Annotated in this window: 16 protein-coding genes; 9 read left to right on the forward strand and 7 right to left on the reverse strand. The window is 63.1% G+C overall.

All coding sequences use genetic code 11. The annotated features are described in order from the left end of the window. Positions 1 to 176 precede the first annotated feature (176 nt). From EKH55_RS10205 to EKH55_RS10220, 4 genes are all read left to right on the forward strand, one after another. Entirely contained in the window at positions 177 to 1,265 is a 1,089-nt protein-coding gene (locus EKH55_RS10205) for an AbrB family transcriptional regulator (RefSeq protein WP_069461582.1), read from the forward strand. A 192-nt stretch (positions 1,266 to 1,457) separates the two neighbouring features. Beyond that, positions 1,458 to 1,832: a COG4315 family predicted lipoprotein gene (locus tag EKH55_RS10210; RefSeq protein ID WP_069461616.1), complete on the forward strand. Its 375-nt coding sequence runs from the start codon at positions 1,458 to 1,460 to the stop codon at positions 1,830 to 1,832. Then, the gene (locus tag EKH55_RS10215) at positions 1,816 to 2,370 is read left to right on the forward strand and encodes an RNA polymerase sigma factor (RefSeq protein ID WP_069461581.1); all 555 of its coding nucleotides are present in this window, start codon (positions 1,816 to 1,818) and stop codon (positions 2,368 to 2,370) included. Before EKH55_RS10210 ends, EKH55_RS10215 begins: the two co-directional genes overlap by 17 nt. Then, on the forward strand, positions 2,367 to 3,176 hold the full coding sequence (locus EKH55_RS10220) for an anti-sigma factor family protein (protein WP_151611465.1): 810 nt from the start codon (positions 2,367 to 2,369) through the stop codon (positions 3,174 to 3,176). The genes EKH55_RS10215 and EKH55_RS10220 overlap by 4 nt, the downstream gene beginning before the upstream one ends. Before the next feature lie 73 nt (positions 3,177 to 3,249). On the opposite strand, the gene EKH55_RS10225 is transcribed toward EKH55_RS10220, so the two are convergent. The 3 genes from EKH55_RS10225 to nthA are packed head-to-tail and all read right to left on the reverse strand — an operon-like array spanning position 3,250 to position 4,911. Continuing rightward, positions 3,250 to 3,645 (reverse strand): nitrile hydratase accessory protein, encoded by a 396-nt coding sequence (locus EKH55_RS10225; protein WP_083265486.1) that lies wholly within the window; start codon positions 3,643 to 3,645, stop codon positions 3,250 to 3,252. Next, positions 3,614 to 4,273 carry a nitrile hydratase subunit beta gene (gene nthB, locus EKH55_RS10230; RefSeq protein WP_069461578.1) on the reverse strand — a complete coding sequence of 220 codons (660 nt, stop codon included), beginning with the start codon at positions 4,271 to 4,273 and terminating at the stop codon, positions 3,614 to 3,616. Before nthB ends, EKH55_RS10225 begins: the two co-directional genes overlap by 32 nt. Then, positions 4,270 to 4,911, reverse strand: coding sequence for a nitrile hydratase subunit alpha (gene nthA / locus EKH55_RS10235; protein ID WP_069461577.1), 642 nt, complete (start codon positions 4,909 to 4,911; stop codon positions 4,270 to 4,272). The genes nthB and nthA overlap by 4 nt, the downstream gene beginning before the upstream one ends. A gap of 348 nt (positions 4,912 to 5,259) precedes the next feature. Here nthA and EKH55_RS10240 point away from each other — a divergent pair, with 348 nt between their 5' ends. Then, on the forward strand, positions 5,260 to 6,009 hold the full coding sequence (locus EKH55_RS10240) for a class I SAM-dependent methyltransferase (protein WP_069461576.1): 750 nt from the start codon (positions 5,260 to 5,262) through the stop codon (positions 6,007 to 6,009). A 59-nt stretch (positions 6,010 to 6,068) separates the two neighbouring features. Here EKH55_RS10240 and EKH55_RS10245 read toward each other — a convergent pair whose 3' ends face one another. Both EKH55_RS10245 and EKH55_RS10255 read right to left on the reverse strand, forming a co-directional pair. Then, complete coding sequence (locus EKH55_RS10245) at positions 6,069 to 6,296, reverse strand: hypothetical protein (protein WP_069461615.1); 228 nt, start codon at positions 6,294 to 6,296, stop codon at positions 6,069 to 6,071. 138 nt (positions 6,297 to 6,434) lie between these two features. Continuing rightward, positions 6,435 to 6,644, reverse strand: coding sequence for a cold-shock protein (locus EKH55_RS10255; RefSeq protein ID WP_069461575.1), 210 nt, complete (start codon positions 6,642 to 6,644; stop codon positions 6,435 to 6,437). Between the two features lie 424 nt (positions 6,645 to 7,068). On the opposite strand from EKH55_RS10255, the gene EKH55_RS10260 reads away from it, so the two are divergent. Continuing rightward, positions 7,069 to 7,914 (forward strand): aldo/keto reductase, encoded by an 846-nt coding sequence (locus EKH55_RS10260; RefSeq protein ID WP_069461574.1) that lies wholly within the window; start codon positions 7,069 to 7,071, stop codon positions 7,912 to 7,914. 247 nt (positions 7,915 to 8,161) lie between these two features. Here the strand turns inward: EKH55_RS10260 and ilvN are convergent, their stop codons facing one another. Next, the gene (ilvN, locus tag EKH55_RS10265) at positions 8,162 to 8,734 is read right to left on the reverse strand and encodes an acetolactate synthase small subunit (RefSeq protein WP_034851062.1); all 573 of its coding nucleotides are present in this window, start codon (positions 8,732 to 8,734) and stop codon (positions 8,162 to 8,164) included. Positions 8,735 to 8,751: 17 nt separating this feature from the next. Further along, on the reverse strand, positions 8,752 to 10,530 hold the full coding sequence (locus tag EKH55_RS10270; protein ID WP_069461573.1) for an acetolactate synthase 3 large subunit: 1,779 nt from the start codon (positions 10,528 to 10,530) through the stop codon (positions 8,752 to 8,754). A gap of 282 nt (positions 10,531 to 10,812) precedes the next feature. Here EKH55_RS10270 and EKH55_RS10275 point away from each other — a divergent pair, with 282 nt between their 5' ends. From EKH55_RS10275 to EKH55_RS29395, 3 genes are all read left to right on the forward strand, one after another. Continuing rightward, complete coding sequence (locus EKH55_RS10275) at positions 10,813 to 12,849, forward strand: ATP-binding protein (protein ID WP_069461572.1); 2,037 nt, start codon at positions 10,813 to 10,815, stop codon at positions 12,847 to 12,849. Between the two features lie 121 nt (positions 12,850 to 12,970). Then, entirely contained in the window at positions 12,971 to 13,315 is a 345-nt protein-coding gene (locus tag EKH55_RS29390; RefSeq protein ID WP_069461571.1) for a nuclear transport factor 2 family protein, read from the forward strand. Positions 13,316 to 13,339: 24 nt separating this feature from the next. Then, the gene (locus tag EKH55_RS29395) at positions 13,340 to 13,771 is read left to right on the forward strand and encodes a hypothetical protein (protein WP_069461570.1); all 432 of its coding nucleotides are present in this window, start codon (positions 13,340 to 13,342) and stop codon (positions 13,769 to 13,771) included. The last annotated feature ends 38 nt before the right edge of the window (positions 13,772 to 13,809 follow it).

Raw genomic sequence — 13,809 nt, forward strand, 5'->3', positions numbered from 1 at the left:
CCGCCAAGGGCAGCCAATCGGCCGCATGCGCCGCGGTCCGCGCGCCATTCTCTGAGGCGACCACTGTGGCGGAATCTTGCAGTGCACCTTGAGCGGGCACGATCAATGCTGCTAACCAGACGACGGTCTCAGAATGCGCGCGTTCGCGCCCACGCGGATCCCCTGCGGAGATGAGCTTGAAGCCGGAACAGCCAGCCACGCCGATACCACCGAAGAATGCCGGGATGGGGCGCCTGCCCCCGGCCGTCCAATGGTTCGTGCTCGCCGCTCTCTCCATGGTCTTCGCCGTCGTCCTCGAGGCGATCGGCATTCCGGCAGGCCTGCTGATGGGGCCAATGGCGGCGGGTGCCATCGTCGGCATGAACGGCGGCACGATCCGCCTGCCGCGCCAGTTCTTCTTCTGCGTCCAGTTCATTCTGGCGATGATGATCGCCGCCTCGATGCGGCCGGATCTGTTCGCAACCTTTTCCGGCAACTGGCCGCTTTTCCTCACCGTCATCCTGTCGGTGATCGGCGTCAGCACGCTCTCGGGCTGGACGATCACGCGGATGCGCATCCTGCCGGGCACGACGGCGATCTGGGGATCGTCGGCCGGTGCCGCCTCGACCATGTTGCTGATGGCCGACGCCTATGGCGCGGATGTGCGGCTGGTCGCCTTCATGCAATATCTGCGCGTCGTTTTCGTCGCCAGCGCCGCGGCCGTGGTCGCCCATCTCTGGGTCAGCGACGCCGAAGCCGGCCACGCAACTGCCTTGTTCGCGCCGATCGCCGCCCTTCCCTTCCTTGCGACGCTCGCGGTCGGCGTTGTCGGCGGGCTCCTCGGCAGGGTGCTGCGCGTGCCCGCCGGCGCCTTTCTCGTCCCCTTCGCCATCGGTTCGGCGCTCAATGTCACTGGTGCTTTGACAATTGCGCTGCCGCAATGGCTGCTGGCGTTGTCATTTGCCCTGCTCGGCTGGAATATCGGCCTCGGCTTCACCCGGACGATCGTGGCTCATGCGCGCCGCGCCTTCCTGCCGACGGTTGTCTCCATCCTCGTGCTGATGGGCTTTTCGGCTTTGCTTGCCTTGCTGCTCATCAGGGCCGTCGGCATCGATCCGCTGACCGCCTATCTCGCCACCAGCCCCGGCGGCCTCGATTCGATCGCCGTCATCGCCGCCTCCAGCAATGTCGATCTCCCCTTCGTCATGGCGCTGCAGACCGCGCGCCTGCTGATCATCACGCTGATCGGCCCCGTGCTCGCCCGCTTCGTCGCCGACCGGGCCTGAGCAGGCCCTGTCGACGCAAGCGTGGGAGTCTCCACGCCGCGGCCGCGTCCTTGATCAAGGACATCGCTGCAACCGTCACTGGCGCAATGGGAATAAATCCGCCCCCTCCCGTGTCTTCTCATCTGCATACCAGCCTGCGCCTGGTCCGCGCTTTCGCGCGGCACCGCAAACCCGAGGAAGGAATTTCCCATGATGAAAACGTTGCCACTCGCCATCGCCATTTGCCTGGCCACGGGCGCTTCCGCCCTCGCCGCGCCGCCCGTCAAGACCGTTGACACCGAAAAGGGGCCGGTGCTGGCCGCCGAAAATGGCATGACGCTTTATACCTATAAGGACGATATGGGCGGCGCCTCCAGCTGCTATGATCAGTGCGCGAAGAATTGGCCGCCTTTCATGGTCGAAGGCGATGCTGCGGCCGAGGCGCCCTATACGATCGTCGAGCGCAAGGATGGCAGCAAGCAATGGGCAAAGGATGGCATGCCGCTCTACTTCTTCGTCAAGGACGAGAAGATGGGCGACGTCACCGGTGACGGCGTGAAGGGCGAATGGGATGTCGCAAGGCCGTGACGGTCCAAGGGCGAGCGCAGAGGTGAAAGCCTCTGCGCTCGACGATTTCGAAGAAAATGTTCTGGCCCTGATGCCCGCCCTCCGGCGCTATTCGCGCAGCCTCACCCGCTCCGATGCCGATGGCGAGGACCTGCTGCAGGACTGCGTCGAGAAGGTGCTGGCGCGGCGGGCGCAGTGGCGGGGCGTGAACCTGCGCGCCTGGGCCTTCACCATCATGACGAACCTCTATCGGAACCGCCATCGCCGCCAGACGCAGCATCCGGAGGTGGAGCTCGACGAAACGCTCGACCTCGTCACTGAAGAGGAACGCGGCGATCCACTCGAGAGGCGCAGGCTGGAGCAATCGCTCGACCGGCTCTCGCCGGAGAACCGCTCGGTGCTGATGCTCGTGGTGATCGAGGGATACCGCTACCAGGACGTGGCGGAGATATTGGCCATCCCGATCGGCACGGTGATGTCGCGCCTGTCGCGCGCCCGCCGGCAATTGGCCCAAGCGATGAAGGACGACAATGTGATTGCCCTGCGGAGACCGAAATGACGGATGAATTCAACACCGTCTCCGAAGACGACCTGCACGCCTATGTCGATGGCCATCTAAGCCAGCCGGAACGAGGGCGCGTCGAAGCCTGGCTTGAAAAGCACCCGACCGAGGCCGAAGAGGTGCGCCGATGGCAGGCGCAGGCGGCAGCGCTGAAACAGCACTTCGCGCCCTACGCCCATGGCGACCCGAGCGACCGCCTGCGCGTCACCGCCCGCGGGCGCGCCACCGCCTCGCGCACGTCTCTCATGCCCCTCTTCCGCCGCATCGCCGCCGGGCTTCTGCTTTTTGCCGGCGGCGCCCTTGCCGGAGGCTACGGCTCGCGCCTCGCCACGCCGGAGCAACCGCCCGCCGCGACCGCCACCGCCGAGTCCCTGCCCCGGCAGGCGCAGTCCGCCTTCCTCGTCTATGCGAGCGAAGTCCGCCACCCGGTCGAGGTCGGTGCCGACCAGGAGGCGCATCTCGCAACCTGGCTCGGCAAGCGGCTCGACTATAGCCTGAATATCCCCGATCTCTCCCCGCTCGGTTTCTCGCTCGTCGGCGGCAGGCTCCTGCCCGTCAATGGAACCGCCGGTGCCATGCTGATGTATGAGGACCGAACCGGGCAGCGGCTGACCGTGCTTCTCGGCCGCAATGCGGAGAACCGTGAAACGAGCTTCCGCCTGTCGAGCCAGGGCGGCATCGAGACCTTCTACTGGATCGACGGCGAGATCGGCTATGCCGTCACCGGCGAAGTGCCGCGCGACCTCCTGCAGAAGATCGCTCACGAATGCTACAGGCAATTCGAAGGGGCATCGGAGTCATGATTGGAATGAGGTGCTCTCACCCCTCTGGCCTGCCGGCCAAGTGGGCTCGACCGCGACAAACTTCACCGCCGCATCACCCCCGCCGCAGAGGGTCATTCTCAAGCACGATCGGCTTCCCATGCGGCGTCGCCTCCGCCGCGCGTTGCCAGCTTTGGGTGAGAGTTTCGAGTTCCGCGCCGGAGGCGACGGAAAGCTGCTTCAGCAATTCGCTGAGCGCCGCGACCCAGCAATCGTAATAGTCGCTGCCATCCGCCTTGCGTCCCGGTTTGTGAAGTTCGGCGGACAGGGCTTCGGCCCAGGTATTCCAGGAAAACAGACCCTGGTCGTGGAGCCGCACGGTCATCGCGAAGGCGGTCGCCTGCCAGGGTTGGGCGAAGACCGGCTCGCCACCGGCCGCTCTCGGAAGCCCGGCAGAGGCGAGGAGCGGAGAAGAAGCCTTATGCGCGCTCAAGATAGCTCTCCCAGGCATCGATCGAGACGGTGAGCGTAGGATCGCCCCCCTCGCCCCAGATTTCAGGCCCATCGAACACGACCGTATAGACCCATTGCGGGTTCTCGCCCTTGCCGTGGGCGTTGTCGTCCGGGAAAACGAAGCTTCCCTGCACCGCCTCCACCACGCCCGCCCTGGCCCGGGCATAGCGCGGCAGACGCGTATGCGTTTCCGGATTGAAGTTCTTGGTGCGAACCCTCTCGCCGACGGCAAAGCGCGGCGGCGTACCGACCGGGCGGTCGCAGGGGCCGCCCCTGGCGAGCACGCCGGCGACCATCTCCGCCTTCAGCACGTTTTTCGGCTCGCGCCCCCGGTACAGACTACGGCCGGCATCGAGTTCGGCCTGCGTGACGAAATCGTGCCGTTTCAAGAGCTGCTCGAGCGCGCGCGTCCAGATCTCGTAATAGCTCGCCGAAAGATAGGTCGCCGGCGGCAGGCATTCGCGCGCGTGCCGGCTTTCGTCGAGCGTCCAGGCGCCAAAGGCCCCGCAGGAGAGCGTGATGCCGAGTGCCCGCTTCTCCCATTCGGCATGGAAAACGGGTTCGTTCCTTTCCGGCGCGATCGGACCGAAACCCTGCTGCCCGCCGAGATCGTGCGGTCCGTTCATCGCACCGCCCCCGGAGAAAGGGCAAGCCCCGTGCCGATCATCGAGTCGCGCGTAACGAGGTCGGCGAGCGCCTCTTCGCTGATGCCCTCCGTGCCGTCGGGCCGCTCCGGCACGACGAGATAACGCAGCTCCGCAGTCGAATCCCAGACGCGGACCTTCTTGTCCGCCGCCAGGTCGAGCCCGAATTCCGCAAGCACCCCGCGAGGATCGATCACTGCGCGAGAGCGATAGGACGGCGCCTTGTACCAGACCGGCGGCAGGCCGAGCACCGCCCAGGGATAGCAGGAGCAGAGCGTGCAGACGACGAGGTTATGCGTCTCGGGCGTATTGAACACGGCGCGCATATGCTCGCCCTGCCGGCCGGTAAAACCGAGGCTCGCAATCGCCGCCGTTGCATCACGCCGCAGCCACTCGGCGAAGCTGGCATCGGCCCAGGCCCTGGCGACGACGCGGGCGCCGTTCCGCGGCCCCACCTTGTTTTCATAAGTTTCGACGATCGCATCGATGGCTGCCGGGTCGATCAGGCCCTTTTCCGTCAGCAGGCTCTCCAGCGCCTTCACCCGCGCTTCCATATCGGTGAAGTGATTGTCGTGAGGGTGGTCATGCTCAGGCCCATTGCCATGGCGGTGCTCGGACATTTCATCACTCCCCTGCCGGAATCAGCATTATTTCTAATCCACTCCGGTGGAAACCGGAATCGATTTCTGAACGGATCGCGACGTGCGGATAGGTTGCAATCCACGAGCCCTCCCCTTATTGCACGGCGCAATTTATTGTTGCAGAATGAGGCTGATTGCACGTTATTCTCCTCAGGCAGAATTTGAGACCTACCAAACATACCAACGCATTTCGTGTCCTGCTGTGTCGACCTGCTCGTTGTGCTAAATTGCAGCGGTCGGACAGCAGCGGCAAATAGGGGCAGCACGCGCATTCACCCAGACAGACTGGTGCACCGCTCGCGAGAGCGCCGGGAGGAGGACGGGAAGATGATGCAGAGCCATGCGGACGAGCGCCTCGTTCGGGAACGCGACTTCCACAATGAGCGCTTCGGCGCGACCGAAGCGCGCAAGGAAGACGCCTTCTATTTCGCCGTTGGAGCCGCTGTCGCGGCGTACTGGCGGCTGGTCCGGCAGGCGACGGCAGGCAAGGATGTGCTGGAATATGGCTGCTCCAACGGCCAAAGCAGCATCGGTCTCGCCAGCACGGCCAGACATGTCACCGGCATCGACATTTCTGATGTGGCCATCGCCCAGGCGAATGCCGAGGCCGCACGCCGGTCGATCACCAACGCCACCTTCAAGGTCGACAATGCGGAAAAGATGGACTTTCCGACCGAAAGCTTCGACGTCGTCTTCGGCAGCGGTATCCTGCATCACCTCAGTCTCGAGGATGCGCTCAGGGAGATACGGCGCGTGCTGCGCCCCTCGGGCCGCGCAATTTTCTTCGAGCCTCTCGGGCACAATCCGGCAATCAATTTCTACCGGCGCAGGACACCAGAATCCCGGACGATAGATGAGCATCCGCTGTTGAAGTCCGATTTCGACATCGTGCGCGCGCACTTCGCCGGATGCGACCTACAGTTTTTCGGCCTGTCGACGCTGGCCTCGATACCTTTCCGGATGGGAGCCGCCGGACGCACGATTCGCGCTGTCGGCGAACGCATGGACAATCTGCTCCTCAAGATACCCGGGCTGAAATGGCAGGCCTGGATCGTGGTCATGACACTGCAGGCCTGAGCGAGGATTTCCTTCGTCTCATCGCCGATTGTCGGCCTGCCGAAGGCAGGTGAACCAGCTCACTTGCGCTTTGGCGATTTGCGCTTCTTTGCGGGTGCGGCAGCCGCACTCGCCGCTTCGGCCGCTTCCTGTCCTAGCCGCAGCTGTCTCAGGCGGGCCGTCTTCTTCTGGCGCGCGGCCGTTTCCTGCTCCAGGATTGCGCGGGAAGCCAGCGTTGCCTGATCCATTCGGTCTGCCGGATTTTTCTTTTCAGCCTTGAAGAGGCCGTTGGTATTGGTGTTCTTCACGAACGCCTCCTTTTCCAAGCGCAATAAAAAAGGCCGGGCGAACCCGACCTTCCTCACCATCTCGACCTGCCAATGCCAATACATCCGTGGTCAAAGGCCGGGAGATGACAAACTCGTCATGCACCGTAACGGATACCCTCAAAGGGCACGCAGGTCTTCTGCAGAAGTCTTGCCCGTGCGACGATCCTGGGCAAGCTCGAAGCTTACTTTCTGACCGTCCTTGAGCGTCGACAACCCGGCGCGCTCCACCGCCGAAATGTGCACGAACACGTCTGCAGTGCCATCCTCAGGCTGGATAAATCCAAAACCCTTGGTGCTGTTGAACCATTTTACTGTTCCTGAGGCCACGTTGATATCCTTTCAAACGCGCATAGATGAACAACACCGCCTTTTCAGCAGTGTATTGAAACCGATTTTGTCAGGATCTCCGTGACGATGCGCCGCAGCGCAGAAACAAACATCGTCGATCAACATCGATATCACCTATCTAGGATACAAATATGTTGCTTACAAGGCGTAGTTCTATTTTCTTTTACGTCTCTAAAGCCTGCCGGGCGGCGGGGGATCACACAAAGCAGCAAAGGCGCGGTCACCGGAACGTGACTTATGGACTCTTTCAAATCGGATTCTTAGATTTCATGATGACAGCGCCCGCGCGTCTTTTCCGACGGGAAAAGATCGCTCGAACTTTTTGACTCTGCGCCTCGAGGTTTCCGAAATTCGGCTATGATTTTCGGAGCCGATGCGCCCGGCCCAGCACAGGACAGTCTTGATGCATGATCCCATCCCTACCCTTGCTTTCCGCGGCGGCCGCAAGGTCCCCGTCCTCGGTCAGGGGACCTGGCGGATGGGCGAGAACCGGGTGACGGCAGCGGCGGAAATTCGCAGCCTGCAGATCGGCCTTGATCTCGGCATGACGCTGATCGACACCGCGGAGATGTATGGCGACGGCGGTGCGGAGCGCATCGTCGGCGAAGCCCTCCGAGGGCGGCGCGACGAAGCGTTCGTCGTCAGCAAGGTGCTGCCGGCGAATGCCAGCCGTTCGGGCACGATCGCCGCGTGCGAGCGCAGCCTCGAAAATCTCGGCACCGATCGTATCGATCTCTACCTTCTGCACTGGCGCGGCGGCTATCCGCTCGCCGATACCGTCGCCGCCTTCGAGGCGTTGAAGAAGGCCGGCAAGATCCTCGCCTGGGGCGTCTCCAATTTCGATGTCGGCGACATGGAGGAACTGATCGCGGTACCGGAGGGCGGTCATGTTGCGACCAATCAGGTGCTCTACAACCTGTCCCGCCGCGGCATCGAATACGATCTCCTGCCCTGGTGCCGCGACCGGCATTTGCCCGTCATGGCGTATTCGCCGCTCGACGAGGGGCGGCTTCTCCACAATGCCGATCTGATCCACATCGCCAAGGCGCATCAGGCGACGCCGGCACAGGTGGCGCTCGCCTTCCTGAAAACCCGCTCCGGCGTCATCTCCATCCCCAAGACCGGCTCCGCCGAGCGCGCCCGCGAAAACCGCGACGCGATGGACATTCACCTGACGGCGGAGAACCTCACCGAACTCGACCGGTTCTTCCCGCCGCCGAGGAGAAAGATGCGGCTGGAGGTTATTTGAGGCGCGGATAGAGCACCCCCACCGTTGGGCGCCGAAGAGACTCCTCCCCAACCCCTCCCCACAGGTGGGAGGGGCTTGGTGGCCGCTGCCGGCGCCTGCCACTTGCAAGTGCTGCGCCTAACGCGCAGGTTGAGATGCGGCTGAGGTGGTGCGGCAAGTTGAGCCCCTCCCACCTGTGGGGAGGGGTTGCGGAGGGGCGCGCTTGAGGGCGCAGTTCCCTCCCCCCACATTCAGGCAACCCGCCCGCTCACATCCCCTGGTGGCCGCGGTTCATCGCAGCGATGCCGGTGCGGCAGACCTCGATCAGGCCGAGCGGCTTCATGATCGCGATGAACTGCTCGATCTTCGACGGCTTGCCGGTGATCTCGAAGACGAAGTGCTCGATATTCGCGTCGATGACCGAGGCGCGGAAGGCGTCTGCGAGCCTGAGTGCCTCTACCCGGTGCTCTCCGGAGCCATGCACCTTGACGAGCGCCAGTTCCCGTTCGATCGGCCGGTCGTGGCCGAGGCTCGCCGCCCGCACTGTGAGGTCGACAACGCGATGGACCGGCACCAGCCGTTCGAGCTGGTTCTTGATCTGCTCGAGCACATGCGGCGTGCCGCGCGTGACGATGGTGATGCGCGACAGATGCGCCTCGTGCTCGGTCTCGGAGACCGTCAGGCTCTCGATGTTGTAGCCGCGGCCGGAAAAGAGGCCGATGACGCGGGCAAGCACGCCCGGCTCGTTGTCGACGAGAACGGAAAGCGTGTGCGTTTCGGCAAGCTCCGTCTCCTTGGCGATGAAATACGCGGAGCCCGTCGGCTGAAGATGTGCACTCATTTATCGTTCCTCTATCCTCAAACGAGCTGGCGGCCCTTGGCGTCGATCGCCGTGGCGACCGCCTCGTCCGTCGCCTCGTCGGGCAACAGCATCTCGTTATGCGCCTTGCCGGAGGGAATCATCGGGAAGCAGTTGGCGAGATTGGCGACGCGGCAGTCGAATATGACGGGCGCCGGCGTGTCGATCATCCGGCGGATCGCGTCGTCGAGCTCACCCGGCTTCTCGCAGCGGATGCCGACGCCGCCATAGGCTTCGGCAAGCTTGACGAAGTCCGGCATCGCCTCCGTATAAGAATGGGACAGGCGGTTGCCGTGCAGGAGCTGCTGCCACTGGCGGACCATGCCCATATATTGGTTGTTCAGAATGAAGATCTTGACCGGCAGGCCGTATTGCACCGCGCAGGACATTTCCTGGATGCACATCTGGATCGAGGCGTCGCCGGCAATGTCGATGACGAGGCTTTCCGGATGCGCAACCTGGACGCCGATCGCGGCCGGGAAGCCGTAGCCCATGGTACCGAGTCCGCCCGAAGTCATCCAGCGGTTCGGTTCCTCGAAGCCGAAGAACTGTGCCGCCCACATCTGATGCTGGCCAACCTCGGTGGTGATGTAGGTGTCGCGGCCCTTCGAGAGCTCATACAGCCGCTGGATCGCATACTGCGGCATGATGACATCGTCGCTCGCCGTATAGGCGAGCGAGTTGCGCGCACGCCACTTGCCGATCGAGCGCCACCAGTCGCCGAGCCGCGCCGTGTCCGCCGTTTTCGCCGCCGCGCGCCAGAGGCGAACCATGTCTTCGAGAACCGTGCCGACATCGCCGACGATCGGCACGTCGACCCGGACGTTCTTGTTGATCGAGGATGGGTCGATGTCGATGTGGATCTTCTTCGAATTCGGCGAGAACGCATTGAGCCGGCCGGTGATGCGGTCGTCGAAGCGCGCGCCGATGCAGATCATGACGTCGCAATCATGCATCGCCATGTTGGCCTCGTAGGTGCCGTGCATGCCGAGCATGCCGAGCCAGTTCTTGCCGGAAGCCGGATAGGCGCCGAGGCCCATCAGCGTCGAGGTGATCGGAAAGCCGGTGAGCTCGACCAGCTCGCGCAGGAGATGGGCGGCCTGCGGGCCTGAATTGACGACACCGCCGCCGGAATAGATGACGGGCTGGCGCGCCTCCTTCATCAGCGCTATCGCCTCTTCGATCTTCCTGATGTCCCCTTGGGTCTTCGGCTGATAGCTCTTCTGCGTCGGCACGGCCGAGGGCGGCGTGTAGGTGCCGGTCGCGAACTGGATGTCCTTCGGAATGTCGACGACGACCGGGCCCGGCCGACCCGATTGCGCAACGCGGAAGGCCTCGTGGATGATGCGTGCGAGATCGTTGACGTCCTTGACCAGCCAATTGTGCTTGGTGCAGGGCCGCGTGATGCCGACGGTGTCGCATTCCTGGAAGGCGTCCGAGCCGATCAGCGCGGTCGGGACCTGGCCGGAGATGCAGACGAGCGGGATCGAATCCATCAGCGCGTCCTGCAGCGGCGTGACCGCATTGGTCGCGCCCGGACCGGAGGTGACGAGCATGACGCCGACCTTGCCGGTGGAACGGGCATAGCCTTCGGCCATGTGGCCGGCGCCCTGCTCGTGACGAACGAGGATGTGCTCGATGTCTTCCTGCTGGAAAATCTCGTCATAGATTGGAAGCACGGCGCCGCCGGGGTAGCCGAAGATGTGTTGGACGCCGTTGTCTTTCAGAGCCTGGAGAACGATCTCCGCCCCGGTCATCTGGTTTTCAGTTCCGCTCATGAGCCTGCTTCCGTCCCTTTTTCAGGTTTTGGGGTGATTAGCGTGTTTGAAGACATAAAAAAAGGCCCCATCAGGAGCCTCGTTCAGCGCATGGGTGGCTATCGCCGGATGGTTACACCATCCTGCCCATGCGCCGTCCCACCACAAGAATAACCGCGAATTTTTTCATGGGCCGATTTGATAAACAGAAATCCTTGGGCCGTCAACGCCGTTTTGCAAGAGTTGCAACCACTTGTTAAAGCCGTTCCTCTATCCTTCGAAGCAATTCGCCCGAGGTGTCAATTGCTCAACAGTGAACGTCAGTCCCCGAGCGGAGCCGGGGAACAGGATCGCCGCGACGGCACGAAGCCGGGGAATCGTTTCCTCGGCCGGGTCGTCGCGTGCAACGGTTCGCGGGCAACGATCGCTGCGGTCGCCGAACGCGGCGAGACCTCGCTCACCGAACTCTGGTCCGTCGGCCGGCTGATCTCCATTTCAGTCGGCGAGAACCGCGTCGTGGCTCTCGTCTGCTCGATGCACACCGCCTCCGAGGAGTGGAGCGAGGAGACGAACAACACCATCCGCATCGAAGTCGAACTGATGGGCGAAGTCTATATTGGGCCGGATGGGCGGGAGGAATTCTCCGCCGGCATCAGCCGTTATCCCTATCTCGGCGCCATCGCCCACCGCATCCGCGCCTCCGACCTCGCTCGCATCTACGATTCCAAGCAGGCGGACAGTTGCGTCATCGGCAAGCTGACGCAGGACGAGAGCCTCGACGCGACGATCCACGTGCCCTCGATGCTTGCCAAGCACTTCGCCATCGTCGGCACGACCGGTGTCGGCAAGTCGACCGCCGTGACCCTGCTGCTCAACAAGGCGATCGCCGCCGATCCGAAGCTGCGCGTGCTGATCCTCGACCCGCACAACGAGTTCGCCGCCGCTTTTCCGGAACATGCGGTCGTCATCGACACCGACACGCTCGAACTGCCGTTCTGGCTCTTTCGCCTGGAGGAACTGGCCGAGGTGATCTTCCGCGGTCGCCCCCCGGTGGCGGAAGAGCTCGACATCCTGCGCGACGTCATCCCCGATGCGAAAAAGGCCTTCAAGGGCGGCGAATCGGGCCTGATGCGCCGCCAGACGGAAAAGAGTTCGATCACCGCAGACACCCCCGTGCCTTTCCGCATGGCCGACCTTTTGGCGATGATCGAGGAGCGCATCGGCCGGCTCGAAGGGCGCACCGATAAGCCGCATCTGCGCTCGCTCAAGGTCAGGATCGCCTCGGCGATCAACGACCCCCGCTATCATTTCATGTTCTCGTCCAACACGATCACCGATACGATCCAGGACACGATCGCCAGGATCTTCCGCATACCTGGGGAAGGCAAACCGGTCGCCACCTTCGAACTGGCCGGCATCCCCTCGGAAGTCGTCAATTCGGTCGCCTCGGTGCTCTGCCGCATGGCCTTCGAAATCGGCCTCTGGAGCAATGGCGGCATTCATATGCTGGTCGTCTGCGAGGAGGCCCACCGCTACGTGCCGGCCGACCCTTCCTTCGGCTTTCTGCCTACGCGCCAGGCGATCGCCCGCATCGCGAAGGAAGGCCGCAAATATGGCGTGTCGCTCGGCATCATCACCCAGCGACCCGGCGAACTCGATCCGACGATCCTGTCGCAGTGCTCGACGGTCTTTGCCATGCGGCTCGCCAACGACCGCGACCAGGAGATCATCCGCTCCGCGATCTCCAACTCGTCGATCTCGACCACCAGCTTCATCTCATCGATCGGCAATGGCGAGGCGATCGCATTCGGCGAAGCCGTGGCGGTTCCGATGCGCATGCGGTTCAGCCGCGTGGAAGAGGCGAGATTGCCACGCGCCCATGGCATCACCGACAGGGTCGAAGAGGATGCACCGCCCGTCGATCTGCGTTCGATCGTCAGCCGCATGCGCGCCATGAACGGACCGGATATATCAAGCTTCCAGCAGAGCTACCTGGCGGCCGAAAGCGCTCACACGCTCGCCGACGAGGAGGAGGGCTGGGAAGAACCCAGTGGCGAGATCGCTCCCTCACCCGCCGAGGGCATGCAGGAGCCGGCGCTGGAGTCCTACCGGCCGGATATGCTTCCGCACGCACCCGAACCGGTCAATCCCCAACTCGAGCGCTTCAACCAAATCCGCGAGCAGATCCTTTTCGGTCAGGCGGAAAGGGATACCGCGAGACACCGTCCGCCGGTGCAGCCGGAGCGGAGCTTCGGCTCCCCCGCCCCCGAAGCGCAGCGTCAAGGATCGCTGCGCGAAAGCCTGCTCAAGCGTCCGCTGGGCAGTATCATCCGCAAATAACGGAGCCCGCATGGCGCGGAAGACGACGGTTCCAATCCAAACGCAGAAAGTTGTGCGGATCGGAATCCCTTCTTGAAACGTTGATGCATGACATCAACGCCGCAGCACGGTGGAGGGAAACGTGGATGACGACGAGGCATGGGAACTGGAGCGCAGGCTGTGGCTCGAAGGTGCCGGCGCCTACCAATCACTGGTCGCTGACGAATGCCTGATGGCGTTCCAGCCGGTTGGCATCCTCGCCGGGTCAGAGATCGTTCGAGCTCTCGATGGCGCCTCGCGTTGGCAGGACGTGACAATGACGGAGAGACGGATTGCCCGGCCGACCGAAGCAATCATCGTTCTCGCCTACCGCGCCCAGGGCCGGCGTGATGTCGATTCCCCATATACAGCCCATTGCACCTCCACCTATGCGCAAATCGGCGCTGAATGGCGGCTGGTACAGCATCAGCAGACACCGGCGCACTGAACGCGCATCACAGGGAGGCCGCAAATGGAGGAAGTTCTACGCGAATTTTTCAAGCGCTACGAAGGCATGGCCAACAAGGTACTTGCCGGGGAGATCGACGTCGGCGACACGACCTTCGTATTCGCATCGGATTTCATCGCGGCCTCGCCGGCCGGCGTGATGGCGGGAAGGAACGACGAGAGTCTGAATACCTCGATGGAAAAGGGCTATGCCCACTACCGCGCGATCGGGACCAGGGAACTCAAGATTCGCGGGCTCAAGATCACGCCGATCGACGCACTGCACTTCCTCGTCCGTGTCGATTGGCGCTCTGTCTATGCGGTGAAGGACAGGCCCGATGTCACCATCGATTTCGAGGTCCACTACCTAGTTCAGGTCCGAAATGAGGAGCCAAGGATCTTTGGCTGGATAAGCGGCGACGAGGAGGCCGCGCTGAAGAAGCATGGCATAGGTTGACATGCTTGAAGCGGTGCCGGTTACGACGGAAAGCCTCA

It is taken from the genome of Sinorhizobium alkalisoli (genome assembly GCF_008932245.1).
GTDB classification, from domain to species: Bacteria; Pseudomonadota; Alphaproteobacteria; order Rhizobiales; family Rhizobiaceae; genus Sinorhizobium; species Sinorhizobium alkalisoli.